This window comes from Pseudomonas sp. WS 5503 (assembly GCF_012985385.1).
In the GTDB taxonomy this organism is placed as follows: Bacteria; Pseudomonadota; Gammaproteobacteria; order Pseudomonadales; family Pseudomonadaceae; genus Aquipseudomonas; species Aquipseudomonas paracarnis.
Genome location: NZ_JAAQWI010000002.1, coordinates 135,657 through 149,852, shown reverse-complemented (window position 1 = coordinate 149,852; position 14,196 = coordinate 135,657). Strand labels below are relative to the sequence as shown.

Sequence of the window (14,196 nt, the reverse complement as noted above, 5' to 3'; positions counted from 1 at the left end):
ACCTGCGAGCTGCAACCTTCGACACCTGCAAAAACCCTTGAAACAGGCCACTTCAGAGCCTGATCACCGCTTAGGCGGGCTCAAGAATTTTGGGGTGTCTTTATAACACCCGTCCGTCGACTGCCGAAAAATCGATGTCCCGGGATAACCGTTGCCTTGTGTTTCTCTCTCGCACTGCCTGGAGCATCTGCGCCATGAGTTCTGCCTCTCTTATAAAGACCCCACCGGAAAAGGTCCGGGTCAACGGTTGGGTGTTCTACACCTCCACCGCGCTGATTTTATTGTTGACCGCCATTCTGATCGTCGCCCCGCAGGAGGCCGGGCGCATGCTCGGTGTCGCACAGGCCTGGCTGTCGAAAAGCTTTGGCTGGTACTACATGGTGGTCATCGCTGCCTACCTGGTGTTTGTGGTCGGCCTGGCGTTTTCGTCCTATGGGAAACTTAAGCTGGGTGCGAAGGACGATACCCCAGACTTCAGCTACGGCGCCTGGGCCGGCATGTTGTTCTCGTCGGGTATCGGCATCTCGCTGTTGTATTTTGGTGCGTCTGAGCCGTTGGACCATTACTTCAACCCGCCCGAAGGCGCTGCCGCCAGCAATGGCGCGGCACGCCAGGCGCTGCAGCTGACCTTCCTGCACTGGGGCCTGCACGGCTGGGCGATCTATGCGCTGGTCGGCCTGGCCGTGGCGTACTTTGCGTACCGCCACAACCAACCGCTGGCCCTGCGTTCGGCGCTGTACCCGCTGGTGGGCGAGCGTTGGGTGAAGGGCGCGGCTGGCCATGCGGTAGACGGTTTCGGCATGTTCGTGACCCTGCTGGGCCTGGTGACCAACCTGGGGATCGGCTCGATGCAAGTGTCGTCGGGGCTGGAAAACCTGTTCGGCATGGAGCACAGCAATACCAATTTGCTGATCGTGATCATCGTGATGAGCACCGTGGCGACCATTGCCGCCGTGTCGGGTGTGGAAAACGGTATTCGTCGTCTGTCCAACCTCAACATCGTGCTGTTCAGCGGTTTGCTGATCTTCGTGCTGTTGTTCGGCCCTACCTTGCACCTGCTCAATGGCCTGGTGCAGAACACCGGTGATTACCTCAACGGTATCGTGCTGAAAACCTTCGACCTGTATGTGTACGAAGGCGACGGTGCCAAGACCGAACGCTGGATGGGCCTGTGGACCTTGTTCTACTGGGCTTGGTGGATTTCCTGGGCGCCATTTGTGGGCATGTTCATCGCGCGTATTTCCCGTGGTCGCACCGTGCGCGAACTGGTGGCTGGCGTATTGCTGATCCCGCTGGGCTTTACCCTGGCGTGGCTGTCGATCTTCGGCAACTCGGCCCTGGACCTGGTGCTGAACCACGGGGCGGTGGAGTTGGGCAAGACGGCGCTGGAGCAACCGTCCATGGCCATCTACCAACTGCTTGAGCATTACCCGGCGTCGAAAGTGGTGATCGGCGTGTCGATCTTCGTGGGCTTCGTGCTGTTCCTGACGCCTGCGGATTCCGGCGCGGTGATGATGGCCAACCTTTCCTGCAAAGGCGGCAATGTGGATGAAGATGCGCCGCACTGGTTGCGTATCTTCTGGTCGGCGGTGATCACCCTGGTGACCATCGGCCTGCTGTTTGCCGGCAACTTCGAAGCCATGCAAACCATGGTGGTGCTGGCGGGGCTGCCGTTCTCTGTGGTGCTGGTGTTCTTTATGTTCGGTTTGCACAAGGCCATGCGCCAGGACGTGGCCACCGAACAGGAGCAGGCGCAATTGGCCGAACGCGGGCGTCGTGGTTTCAGCGAGCGCTTGACGGCGTTGGACCTGCAACCGAGCCAGGCCACCGTGCAGCGCTTTATGGACAAGCACGTAACGCCGGCGTTGGAAGAAGCCGCGAGTGCGTTGCGTGATCAGGGCCTGGAAGTGCAGACCCTGCTGGGCAAATCCAAGCGCTGCATCGGCGTGCGGATCGAGATGGACGAGGGCAACCCGTTTGTCTACGAAGTGAGCCTGGATGGCTACTCGGCGGCACCGGCTGACCTGCCTGAAGAAGAGCGCACCCGTTACTATCGTGCCGAGGTGTACCTGCACAACGGGCCGCAGGAGTATGACCTGATGGGCTTCACCCAGGAGCAGATCACCCGGGATGTGCTCGATCAGTTTGAAAGCCATCGGCAGCTCCTTGGCCGGGTCTATAGCTGATAGTTGAAGCCTGGTGGTGTCTTCCCTGACATGATCGTTCCCACGCTCTGCGTGGGAACACCGCCATGGACGCTCCGCGTCCCGCTCTTGAAGTCGTGACGCGGAGCGTCACAGGGTGCATTCCCACGCAGAGCGTGGGAACGATCCACAGGGTTCTAGCCCAGGTTCTTGCCCAGCAGGGCATGGTAGAGCTCACTGTCCCCCAGTATCCCCACCACCTTGTTGTTGTCGTGCAGCACCAGCTTGTTGCCTGTCTGGTAGCGAATCTGCAACGCATCGCGCATGCCGATGTTCGAGTCCACCAGCGTCGGTAAGCGGCCCAAGCCTTCCACGGCTTGCCCTGGCGCCCAGTTCTGCAGGTTCATCGTCACGCCATTCTGGCGTGCGCCCTGGATGGTGTTGCCTTCAGCCAGGTCCAGCCAGGAGTCGCCACCCGGATCAAGGCACACCGAACCATTCACACGCGTGCAGTTATCCAGGGTGCGCATCAGGCTGCGCCCGCACAGCACGTTCAACGGGTTGGTATGGGCGACAAAGGTGCGCACATAGTCGTCCGCCGGGTTCAGCACGATCTCTTCCGGCACGCTGTACTGGATGATCTTGCCGTCTTTCATGATCGCGATACGGCTGCCGAGCTTGAGTGCTTCATCCAGGTCGTGGCTGACGAACACGATGGTCTTGCTCAATTTGCGTTGCAGTTCCAGTAGCTCATCTTGCAAGCCTTGGCGGATCAGCGGGTCGAGGGCAGAGAAGGGTTCGTCCATCAGCAGGATATCGGCGTCCATCGCCAGGGCGCGAGCCAGGCCGACGCGCTGCTGCATACCGCCGGACAACTCGTCGGGCTTCTTGTTGCGCCATTGGCTCAGGCCCACCAGTTCGAGTTTCTCGTCCACCAGTGTGCGTCGTTCTTTCTCTGGGCGGCCCTGCATCTCCAGGCCGAAGCTGATGTTCTCGCGCACCGTCAGCCAAGGCATCAGGGCGAACTTCTGGAACACCATGGCGATGCGTTTGGTGCGCATCATTTTCAGCTCTGCGGGGGTGCAGGAGGCGATGTCGATCTGACGCCCTTCATGCTCCACAAACAGCTGGCCACGGCTGACGGTATTGAGGCCGTTGATGCAGCGCAGCAAGCTGGATTTGCCTGAGCCCGAGAGGCCCATCAGCACACAGATCTCGCCTTTCTCGATATCCAGGCTGGCGTTCTCGACGCCGACGATCTGCCCGGTCTTCTTCAGGATTTCGTTACGGCTCATGCCCTGGTCCAGCAGCTTGAGCGCTTCGCGTGGGTCTTTGGAAAAGATCACGTCGACTTTGTCGAATCGGATAATGCTCATGCATCACCCCCTACTTTAGCGTCGGGTTGTTTGCAGATACGGTCGAGCATGATGGCGAGCAACACAATGGCCAGGCCCGCTTCAAAGCCCAGCGCAATATCGGCAGTGTTGAGTGCGTTGACCACTGGCTTGCCGAGGCCGTCGGCGCCTACCAGGGCGGCGATCACCACCATCGACAACGACAGCATGATGCATTGGGTAATGCCGGCGGCGATGCTCGGCATGGCGTGGGGCAGTTCAATGCGTGAGAGCAACTGGCGGCGCGAGCAGCCAAAGGCCTTGCCGGCGTCCATCAGCTCTTGCGGCACATCGCGGATACCCAGGTAGGTCAGGCGGATCGGCGCGGCAATCGCGAACACCACCGTGGAAATCAGCCCAGGCACCACACCCAGCCCGAAGAGGGTCAGGGTAGGGATGAGGTAGACGAAGGTCGGCACGGTCTGCATCAGATCGAGTACCGGCCGCATCATGGTGTAGAACATCGGCTTATGCGCGGCAACAATGCCCAGCGGCACACCGATGACCACGCAGACCAGGGTGGCGAACAGCACCTGCGCGAGGGTTTCCATGGTTTCCTGCCAGTACCCCAGGTTGAGGATCAGCAGGAAGGAGGCGATGACAAAAACAGTCAGTCCCCATTTACGTTGAATAAAGTGAGCCAGCAGCGCAATCAGACCGATCAATGCCAGTGGATTGAACCAGGTCAGCGCAAACGTCACGCCGTGGATCATCGTTTCCAGTGTCGATGCGATTGCGTCGAAGTAGTTGGCACCGTGTTGGGTCAACCAGTCGACGAAGGCAGCGATGTACTGGCCTAGTGGGATTTTCTGTTCAGTCAGCATGGTAGTGAATGTCCACATGCGAAGGGGAAAACATCCCAGGCCAGCGCACCGGCCTGGGGTCAGCGGGTGCTATTTGGCGAGGTAAGCTTTAACGGCATCGAGCCCTGGTTTGCCATCAACGGTGGTGACACCGGCGAGCCAGGTGTCGAGCACTTGCGGGTTCTTCTGCAGCCAGGCCTTGGCGGCAGCATCGGCCTTCATCTTGTCGTCCAGGACGTTACCCATCAGGGTGCTTTCCATGTCGAGCGTGAACACCAGGTTTTTCAGCAACTGACCAACGTTGCTGCATTCCTGGGTGTAGCCTTTGCGGGTGTTGGTGTAGATGGTGGCCTGGCCGTAGTTGGGGCCGAACGAGTCGTCACCGCCGGTCAGGTACTTCATCTTGAAGCGAGTGTTCATCGGGTGCGGTTCCCAGCCGAGAAACACGATGGCCTGGTTGCGCTTGGAGGCGCGTTCGACCTGGGAGAGCATGCCGGCTTCGCTGGATTCGACCACCTTGAAACCGGCGGTTTTCAGGCCGAAGGCATCTTTGTCGATCAGCGTCTGGATGGTGCGGTTGCCATCGTTGCCCGGCTCGATGCCGTAGATCTTGCCGCCCAGCTCATCCTTGAATTTGGCGATGTCGGCGAAGTCTTTCAGGCCCTTCTCATACAGCGCCTCTGGGACCGCCAGGGTGTACTTGGCGTTCTCCAGGTTGGCGCGCACGGTTTCCACGGTGCCGGCATCACGGTACTGCTTGATGTCGTTTTCCATGGTCGGCATCCAGTTGCCGAGGAAGATATCCATGTTCTTGCCGTCGGCCAGGGACTTGTAAGTCACAGGTACCGAAATCATCGTGGTGCGCGGCTTGTAGCCCAGGCCCTTGAGGATCTCGCTGGTGGTCGCGGTGGTGACGGTGATGTCGGTCCAGCCGACATCGGAGAAGTTGACGGTCTTGCACTGTTCCGGTTCTGCGGCGTGTGCCACGACTGGCAGACTCAGCATGGCGGCCAACAACAACGAGGGTGAACCTTTCATGTGGGTAGACTCCTGTGTCTTTTCTGGCGGCATTCGCCGCGCTTTATAAGTGTTGCGGTTGGAGCGTGCGACAACAGCTCTGGCGCGGTGCCTTGCAAACGAGTCGAGACTGATCATGTACCAGTGAAAATCTGACGCCTACAGGGGGCGTCGTATCCAGTACAGGGAGGGTCGCATCCAGTACCGATGACGTCGCTTACAGGTTTTTCCGAAGGTAAAACTGCTGTTTTTACCCTTCTGCACCGCAAAAAACGGCCAAAACTGGCGTTCGCACGCGAGCGCCGCTGGTGAGCATGAGTGCGTCGGTGTGAGACGCCGTGATGACGAATAAAAGCTTGATGATGCCGCCATCTGGGCGATCTGAGCGTAGCACCTCGTTCAAGCCCGGCCCGTGCTTATCGAGGAGTTCCACGTTAATGGCTATCAGCGTTTTCGACCTGTTCAAGATCGGCATCGGGCCTTCGAGTTCCCACACCGTGGGGCCCATGCGCGCCGCGGCGTTGTTCGTTCAAGGGTTGCGTGAGCGTGGGTGGCTGGAACAGGTGCAGCGTGTCGAAGTGCAACTGTACGGCTCGTTGTCGGCCACCGGCATCGGCCACGGCAGCGACACCGCCACCATCATGGGCCTGATGGGCGAGTGGCCAGACGCAATCGACCCCACGCAAATCGGCGCCCGTATCCACACCCTGCGCGAAACCGACACGCTGCTGCTGGACGGGCGTTTGCCGGTGCCCTTTGTATGGGCGCGGGATATGCGCCTGCTCGATGAGAACCTGCCGTTCCATCCCAATGCCATGACCCTGGTGGTGTTTGGCGAAAACGGCGAGTTGCACCGCGACACCTATTACTCGGTGGGCGGCGGTTTTGTGGTGGATGAAGCCCAGGCCCAAAGCGGTGTGGCGGACATGGACCGCACCGAGCTGCCTTATGACTTTTCCAGTGCCGTGGAGCTGTTGCAGTTGTGCAAGACCCACAACCTGCGCGTTGCCGAACTGATGCTGGCGAATGAAAAAACCTGGCGCAGCGAAGAAGAAATCCGCAGCGGCCTGATGAAGCTCTGGCGCGCCATGCAAGATTGCGTGGAGCAGGGCCTCAAGCACGAAGGCATCCTGCCCGGCGGCTTGAACGTGCGCCGTCGCGCTGCCAAGTTGCACCGCAGCTTGCAGGAGCTGAACAAGCCCAATGTGATCGGCTCGACCTTGAGCGCCATGGAATGGGTCAACCTGTTCGCCCTGGCGGTCAACGAAGAAAACGCCGCCGGTGGGCGCATGGTCACGGCGCCCACCAACGGCGCGGCGGGAATCATCCCGGCGGTGTTGCACTACTTCATGAAGTTCAGTGAAGAAGTCACCGAAGCCAACGTGGTCGACTACCTGTTGGGCGCTGCGGCGGTGGGCATCCTGTGTAAAAAGAACGCCTCGATCTCCGGTGCCGAAGTCGGTTGCCAGGGCGAGGTCGGTTCCGCGTGTGCCATGGCCGCAGCCGGGCTGGCGGAGATCCTTGGTGCCACGCCGGAGCAACTGTGCAACGCTGCCGAAATCGGCTTGGAACACAACCTCGGCCTGACCTGCGACCCGGTGGGCGGCCTGGTGCAAGTGCCGTGTATCGAGCGCAATGCAATTGCGGCGGTGAAGGCGATCAACGCGGCGCAAATGGCGTTGCGGGGCGATGGCCAGCACTTCATCTCGTTGGACCGGGTGATCCGCACCATGCGTGATACCGGGGCCGATATGCATGACAAGTACAAAGAGACATCACGCGGTGGGTTGGCGGTGAGTGCGGTTGAATGTTGAGTCAGTGACATGATCGTTCCCGCGCTCCGCGTGGGAATGCCGCCCCGGACGCTCCGCCCATGGGTGACGCAGAGCGTGACAGGATGCATGCCCACGCAGAGCGTGGGAACGAGCTGAACAGAGGGGCATCATTGCTCACAAAGTGAACACCCCAGCCAAAATCGCCACCTTTTAGCGCGTCGCAAATAGATAAGTAGCTTCCGAACGAATTCCTACACGATCACACGCCTGATGTGCTTTGGGTGACAGACTCCTCCTACGCCCGCAAAGCGCCTTCCCACAAGTGCTACCGATCTGCTCACCCCCCTTGAACCCCGCCCGTTATGCGTCATATCCCGCACTTCACGCGTGGGCTCACATAGACGCATAAACAGGTCGTTTTCAGGAGTTCTTGAATAGCCATTCAATTTTAGGCATGGCATTTGCTCTATCAATTACAAAGCCTCTCCTTTTCAGGACGAGCGCAATAACAAGAGCCTCGCCTGAGGCCGCCACCCGCTTTGTGTGATGTGAGGAGATACCGCGATGACGTCGACCAACTCCGGGGCCCAACCCCAGAACCGTGCGCCTCAATCCATCGGCTTTTTGCTGCTGGACAATTTCACGCTGATTTCCCTGGCGTCAGCCGTGGAGCCACTGCGCATGGCCAACCAGCTGTCCGGCCGCGAGCTGTATCGCTGGACAACCCTGAGTGTCGACGGCAACCAGGTGTGGGCCAGCGATGGCCTGCAAATCACACCTGATGCCTCCATGCACAAAGCACCCGTGCTGGACACGGTCATCGTGTGCGGCGGCGTGGGTATCCAGCGCACCGTCACCCGTGAACATGTGTCGTGGCTGCAAAGCCAGGCACGCCAGTCTCGTCGCCTTGGCGCAGTGTGCACCGGCAGCTGGGCCCTGGCCTGCGCCGGCCTGCTCGACGGCTTTGATTGCAGCGTGCACTGGGAATGCCTGGCGTCGATGCAGGAAGCCTTCCCGCGGGTGGCCATGAGCACGCGCCTGTTCACCCTCGACCGCAACCGCTTCACCAGCTCCGGTGGTACCGCGCCCCTGGACATGATGTTGCACCTGATCAGCCGCGACCACGGCCGTGAATTGTCGGCCGCCATCTCCGAGATGTTCGTGTACGAACGCATCCGCAACGAACAGGATCACCAGCGTGTGCCGCTCAAGCACATGCTTGGCACCAACCAGCCGAAGCTGCAGGAAATCGTCGCGCTGATGGAAGCCAACCTCGAAGAGCCAATCGATTTGGACGAACTGGCGGTGTATGTCGCCGTGTCGCGCCGGCAGTTGGAGCGGCTGTTCCAGAAATACCTGCACTGCTCGCCGTCGCGCTACTACCTCAAGCTGCGCCTGATTCGTGCGCGGCAGTTGCTCAAGCAAACGCCGATGTCGATCATCGAAGTCGCCTCGGTGTGCGGGTTTGTGTCTACGCCGCACTTTTCCAAGTGCTACCGCGAATATTTCGGCATTCCGCCACGGGATGAACGTGTCGGCTCCAACACCACCCAGCAAGTGGCGATGATGCCGATTCCGCAGGCGTTGGTGTTGTCACCGTTGTCGGGGCCGATGTCGGCGTTGAGCCAGGCCAGGAACGAGTCGACGTTTGCCAGTGTAAGGCTCTAAACCGAGTCGTCTGCATCGCAGGCAAGCCAGCTCCCACCTTGGAATGCGTTCTCCTGTGGGCGCTGGCTTGCCTGCGATAGCGGTATTTTCAGGCGCCGGAGTTCTGTTTGAATTGCATCAGCGCCGGCAACAACTGCTTGTCGATCGCCTGGCGCACCGCCGGCAAAATGGTCGCCTTGCCGGTGTACATTTGCTCCACCATTCCCTTGAGCGCCTTGGCCCGCGCTTCGCTCAAACCGCGCACTGCACATTCACACGCCTGCTCGGCGCTGGCGCCGCTGGACACTTCAAAACCCAGCGAGCGCAGTTGGCTCAGCAGGTCATCCTGATCAATCAAATCCGCGTGCATCATGACGTTTATCCTGGTGTAGGGAACAGGGATTGACCTGGATTCTGGTAGGCCCTTGCTGGGTGGGCAAGAGCAGAATCGAGCGATGGCTTGGATGGCTATGAACAGGTCGTTTTCGGGTCACTTGGCAATACGGTTAATAGGCACACTGAACCCAGGCACGCAGCTTGACGGTTTGGTCACCCTCCAGATGCACAGCTCACACAAGGCCCCTCTGCCCCGATCCAGTCACGGCTGGCTCGGGGCTTTTTTTGCCGGTAAACCGATGACACGGCCAAGCAGGGCAGGCCTTGGCAGCTCGGCCTGGGCAGCGCTGATCGCCGCAAGCCGTTGCAGCGTGGCCTCGGTGAACAGCGTGGGCTGCGGCCCGGCCAGGTCGACGTGCAACAGCATCTGTTCATTGCCGGCCAGTTCCTTGTCGTCTCCCACCCGGTGCAGGCTGTGATAAAGGTGCAGGCGCTTGGCGTCATGGGCGATCAGTTGGGTATGCACCTCAACCTCGGCCCCGAGCTTGACCTCATGCAGGTAGTTCAGGTGCAGCTCCAGGGTGAACAGCGAGTGGCCACTGGCTTCGCGGTTTTCGCTGTCCAGCCCCAGCGCGTCCATCAGCGCATCGGTGGCGTAGCTGAAGATCAGCAGATAGAACGCGTCACGCAGATGGCCGTTGTAGTCGACCCAGTCGGGCAGGATTTTCGTGGTGTAGGTGGTCAGTGCGGGCATGGCATGAATCCAATTCAGTGTGCGGTCAAATGTGCTGGCCGGCCTGCGATAGCAATGGTGAGGCCAACACCGCCATCGCAGGCAAGCCAGCTCCCACAGGGTTATTCGGCGAAGTTCATGCCGTGCTTGGCCTTGGTTGTTTTTACGGCTTCCAGCACCGCCAGCAGGCAGTCATCACGATAGCGCTCCAGCGCCGAGATGCTGTGGTTACCCAACTGCTCAGCGGTGCCATCGACCACATCATCAATCAGCTTTTCAGTCAATTCAGGCGCCGGTAGATAAGTCCATGGCAGCTGCAACGCCGGGCCGAACTGTGCCATGAAGTGGCGCATGCCGGCGTCGCCGCCCGCCAGTGTGTAAGTGAGGAAAGTGCCCATGAACGACCAGCGCAACCCGGCACCAAAACGAATGGCGTCGTCGATTTCGCCGGTGGTCGCCACCCCGTCATTGACCAGGTGCAGCGCCTCACGCCACAGCGCTTCCAGTAGGCGGTCGGCAATAAACCCCGGCACTTCCTTGCGCACATGCAAAGGACGCATGCCCAGGGATTCATACACCGAGATCGCCGCCTGGATTGCCTCTGGCGCGGTGTTTTTGCCGCCCACCACTTCTACCAGTGGCAACAGGTAGACCGGGTTGAAGGGGTGGCCGACCACGCAGCGTTCCGGGTGGGTAGAGCTTTCATAGAATTCGCTGGGCAATAGCCCTGAGGTGCTGGAGCCGATCAATGCGTTCGGCTTGGCCGCGGCGCTGATCTGGCTGTGCAATTGCAGCTTCAGCTCCAGGCGTTCCGGGGCGCTTTCCTGGATGAAGTCGGCGTCTTTTACGCAGTCTTCGATGGTAGTGACAAAGCGCAGGCGGTCCTGGGAGGCACCTGCCGCCAGGCCCTGTTGTTCAAGGGCGGGCCAGGCGTTGGCGACGCGTTTACGCAAGGCCGCCTCGGCACCGGGCGCGGGGTCCCAGGCCACCACATCCAGACCATGGGCAAGGGCACGGGACACCCAGCCGCTGCCGATGACACCGCTGCCCAACGCGGCGAATGTTTTGATTTCGGTGATAAAGCGCATGGCATATTCCTAAAGTGTTCGATGATCCTTTGTGGGAAGCCGGGCTTGCCCGCGATGGCGGCATTGCAGGCTACAAAGATGTGGCAGATTTACTGGCCTCATCGCGGGCAAGCCCGGCTCCCACACGAGTGGTGGTGTCTGTGTTAGCCGCGTTGGGTCAGGCCCATCTTGATGCGGCCTTCGGCTGGGGTCAGGACCCTTGCGCCTAACCGGCTGAGAATTTCACTGGCGCGTTCCACCAACTGCCCATTGGTGGCGAGCACGCCCTTGTCCAGCCACAGGTTGTCCTCCAGGCCCACCCGTACGTTGCCGCCCAGCAGCACCGCCTGCGCGGCCATTGGCATTTGCATGCGGCCAATGCCGAAGCCGGCCCACACCGCGTCGGCGGGCAGGTTATCGACCATGGCTTTCATGGTGGTGGTGTCGGCCGGTGCCCCCCAGGGAATGCCCAGGCACAGTTGGAACAGCGGGTTATCCAGCAGCCCTTCCTTGATCATCTGCTTGGCGAACCACAGGTGGCCGGTGTCGAAAATTTCCAGCTCGGCCTTTACGCCCAGTTCCTGGATACGTTTGGCGCCGGCACGCAGCTGCGCCGGGGTGGACACGTAAATGGTGTCGCCATCGCCGAAGTTCAGCGTGCCGCAGTCCAGGGTGCAGATTTCCGGCAGCAGTTCTTCGACGTGGGCCAGGCGGGTCAGCGGGCCCACCAGGTCGGTATTGGGCCCGAACTCCATGGGATTCTCGCCGCCACCGATCTCCAGGTCGCCACCCATGCCGGCGGTGAGGTTGACGATGATGTCGATGTCGGCCTCGCGGATGCGCTCCATCACTTCGCGGTACAGCGCAACGTCGCGACTGAACTTGCCGGTCTCGGGGTCGCGTACGTGGCAATGCACGACCGTGGCGCCGGCCTTGGCGGCTTCCACGGCAGCGGCGGCGATTTGCTTGGGAGTGACCGGCACGTGGGGGCTTCTGGCGGTCGTGTCGCCAGCACCGGTGAGTGCGCAGGTGATGATGACGTCGTGGTTCATGGGGCGGTTCCTTACAGGCGGGTGATTTCAAGGCGCAGGGCGCCGTTCGCAACCTTCAGGGGTTGCGAAGCGGTGATCTGGATGGGTTATTTCGTGGTCAATTGCAGGTTGGCGGCAGCCGGTTTGCCGTCGAAGGTGGTCACACCCTCCAGCCAGCGCGCCTGGTCTTGCGGGTGATCCTTGAGCCACTGCTTGGCGGATTCGATGGCATCCTTGTGGTCCAGCAGCGGTTGCATCATGCGGCTCTCGTCGGCGGCGGTGAACGTCAGGTTGGTCAGCAGCTTATGCACGTTGGGGCACTGCTCGGCGTAGGCCGGCGCGGTCACGGTCCACACGGTGGCCATGCCTTCGTTCGGGCCCAGGGCGTCTTCGCTGCCGGTGAGGTAAGTCATCGCCACATTGACGTTCATCGGGTGCGGTGCCCAACCAAAGAACACCACGGCTTCCTTGCGGCGCACGGCACGGTCTACGGCCGCCAACATGCCGGCTTCGCTGGACTCCACCAACTGGAACTTGCCCAGGCCGAACTGGTTTTTGGCGATCATCGCCTTGATCTGCGTATTGGCCCCCGAGCCCGGCTCGATGCCATAAATCTTGCCGCCCAGCTCTTTTTCGAACCTGGCGATGTCAGCAAAGGTTTTCAGGCCCTTGTCGGCCAGATAAGTCGGCACCGCCAGGGTGGCGCGGGCGTCTTCCAGGCTGGGTTTTTCGAGGACCTTGACTTGCTTGGCGTCGACGAACGGCGTGATGGTCTGGGTCATCAGCGGGTTCCAGTAACCCAGAAACAGGTCCAGGCGCTGGTCGCGTATGCCGGCAAAGATGATTTGCTGCGAGGCGCTGGTTTGTTTGGTCTTGTAGCCGAGGCCATCGAGCAGCACCTGGGCCATGGCGCTGGTGGCGATCACGTCGGTCCAGTTGACCACGCCCATGCGTACGTTCTGGCATGAAGCGGCATCCGCTGCCAGGGCGTTAGTGCTCAAAATGGCGCTGGCGCTGAGTGCAAGTACGCAGCGGCTGATCAGTCGGTTCATGGGTGGAGCCCTCGGCAGTCGTTATTGTGGGAGCCGGCGTCTTTGTGCGCCGTGGGATCACGTTACGCAGCTTGGCGCCCCGCAAAGCGCACGGCGGCGACCCACTCTTGCACTGCAGCGACCTGGGCTCTTGAATGGCCGGTTGAACTGGCGTATCACAGTGATCACGCTGCCCGTATGACGAGAGCGCCACCATGTCCCAGGATGTCTATTTCTTGCTGATGCCGGGGTTCTCGGCCCTCGGTTTTATCTCCGCGCTGGAACCGTTGCGCGTGGCCAATCGCTTTCGCGGCGAGCTGTACCGCTGGCACATCTTGAGTGCCGATGGCGGCGCGGTACTGGCGAGCAACGGCATGTCGGTCAACGCCGATGCCGCGCTGGAACCGTTGAAAAAAGGCGCGACCTTACTGGTGGTAGCCGGCTTCGAACCCCTGCAGTTCGCCACGCCCGCCCTGGAGCATTGGCTGCGCCGCCTCGACCATGAGGGTGTGACCCTCGGTGCCATCGACACCGGCGCCTGCGTGCTGGCCGAGGCGGGCCTGCTTGACGGCCACCGCCTGACCTTGCACTGGGAAGCCATAGACGCCTTCAAGGAGGCCTATCCGCACCTGAGCGTGACCCAGGAACTGTTCGAAATCGACCGGCGCCGCATCACCTGCGCCGGCGGCACCGCGTCCATCGACTTGATGCTCGATCTCATCGCCCAGGCCCACGGCCCGGCACTGGCGATCCAGGTTTCCGAGCAATTCGTACTCGGCCGCATCCGCCCGCGCAAGGACCACCAGCGCATGCAGATCGCCACGCGCTACGGCATCAATAACAAGAAACTGGTGCACGTGATCGGCGAAATGGAACAGCACACCGAACCGCCCCTGAGCACCTTGGCCCTGGCCGAAACGATCAAGGTCACCCGGCGCCAACTGGAGCGGCTGTTTCGCCTGCACCTGAACGATACGCCGAGCAATTTCTACCTGGGCCTGCGCCTGGAAAAAGCCCGCAAACTGCTGCGCCAGAGCGACATGAGCGTGCTGGAAGTGAGTATCGCGTGCGGGTTTGAGTCACCGTCGTATTTCACCAGGAGCTATCGAGCAAGGTTTGCCAAATGCCCGCGGGAGGATCGGCGGCGGGAGGTGGTTTGACGGACAATTATAGTCAATTATACTCTTTACTATAATTTATAGTCCTTTCCATAATTGA

12 protein-coding genes are annotated in these 14,196 nt (G+C 60.7%); 4 read left to right on the top strand and 8 right to left on the bottom strand.

Annotated features, from left to right (window positions below; translation table 11 throughout):
* Positions 1 to 251: 251 nt before the first annotated feature.
* A complete protein-coding gene (locus HBO10_RS06420; RefSeq protein WP_230633881.1) occupies positions 252 to 2,186 on the top strand; it encodes a BCCT family transporter in 1,935 nt (644 codons plus the stop codon).
* A gap of 155 nt (positions 2,187 to 2,341) precedes the next feature.
* Here HBO10_RS06420 and choV read toward each other — a convergent pair whose 3' ends face one another.
* The 3 genes from choV to HBO10_RS06405 form a co-directional block, all read right to left on the bottom strand.
* Positions 2,342 to 3,520: a choline ABC transporter ATP-binding protein gene (gene choV / locus HBO10_RS06415; protein WP_034128894.1), complete on the bottom strand. Its 1,179-nt coding sequence runs from the start codon at positions 3,518 to 3,520 to the stop codon at positions 2,342 to 2,344.
* Entirely contained in the window at positions 3,517 to 4,362 is an 846-nt protein-coding gene (gene choW / locus HBO10_RS06410; RefSeq protein ID WP_003194913.1) for a choline ABC transporter permease subunit, read from the bottom strand. The genes choV and choW overlap by 4 nt, the downstream gene beginning before the upstream one ends.
* A 69-nt stretch (positions 4,363 to 4,431) precedes the next feature.
* Positions 4,432 to 5,379, bottom strand: coding sequence for a choline ABC transporter substrate-binding protein (locus HBO10_RS06405; protein ID WP_034128893.1), 948 nt, complete (start codon positions 5,377 to 5,379; stop codon positions 4,432 to 4,434).
* A gap of 416 nt (positions 5,380 to 5,795) precedes the next feature.
* Between HBO10_RS06405 and HBO10_RS06400 the strand changes: the two genes are divergently transcribed.
* Positions 5,796 to 7,172 (top strand): L-serine ammonia-lyase, encoded by a 1,377-nt coding sequence (locus HBO10_RS06400; protein WP_014720257.1) that lies wholly within the window; start codon positions 5,796 to 5,798, stop codon positions 7,170 to 7,172.
* A 525-nt stretch (positions 7,173 to 7,697) separates the two neighbouring features.
* Entirely contained in the window at positions 7,698 to 8,801 is a 1,104-nt protein-coding gene (locus HBO10_RS06395) for a GlxA family transcriptional regulator (RefSeq protein WP_034128892.1), read from the top strand.
* Between the two features lie 88 nt (positions 8,802 to 8,889).
* Here HBO10_RS06395 and HBO10_RS06390 read toward each other — a convergent pair whose 3' ends face one another.
* From HBO10_RS06390 to HBO10_RS06370, 5 genes are all read right to left on the bottom strand, one after another.
* Positions 8,890 to 9,153, bottom strand: a complete 264-nt coding sequence (locus tag HBO10_RS06390) for a hypothetical protein (protein ID WP_034128891.1) — start codon at positions 9,151 to 9,153, stop codon at positions 8,890 to 8,892.
* A 225-nt stretch (positions 9,154 to 9,378) separates the two neighbouring features.
* Positions 9,379 to 9,870: a thioesterase family protein gene (locus HBO10_RS06385; RefSeq protein WP_034128890.1), complete on the bottom strand. Its 492-nt coding sequence runs from the start codon at positions 9,868 to 9,870 to the stop codon at positions 9,379 to 9,381.
* A 101-nt stretch (positions 9,871 to 9,971) separates the two neighbouring features.
* Positions 9,972 to 10,937 (bottom strand): L-carnitine dehydrogenase, encoded by a 966-nt coding sequence (locus tag HBO10_RS06380; protein WP_034128889.1) that lies wholly within the window; start codon positions 10,935 to 10,937, stop codon positions 9,972 to 9,974.
* A 143-nt stretch (positions 10,938 to 11,080) separates the two neighbouring features.
* Positions 11,081 to 11,968, bottom strand: coding sequence for a 3-keto-5-aminohexanoate cleavage protein (locus HBO10_RS06375; RefSeq protein WP_034128888.1), 888 nt, complete (start codon positions 11,966 to 11,968; stop codon positions 11,081 to 11,083).
* Positions 11,969 to 12,054: 86 nt separating this feature from the next.
* On the bottom strand, positions 12,055 to 12,999 hold the full coding sequence (locus tag HBO10_RS06370) for a choline ABC transporter substrate-binding protein (RefSeq protein WP_034128887.1): 945 nt from the start codon (positions 12,997 to 12,999) through the stop codon (positions 12,055 to 12,057).
* A gap of 194 nt (positions 13,000 to 13,193) precedes the next feature.
* Here HBO10_RS06370 and HBO10_RS06365 point away from each other — a divergent pair, with 194 nt between their 5' ends.
* The gene (locus tag HBO10_RS06365) at positions 13,194 to 14,138 is read left to right on the top strand and encodes a GlxA family transcriptional regulator (RefSeq protein WP_034128886.1); all 945 of its coding nucleotides are present in this window, start codon (positions 13,194 to 13,196) and stop codon (positions 14,136 to 14,138) included.
* The last annotated feature ends 58 nt before the right edge of the window (positions 14,139 to 14,196 follow it).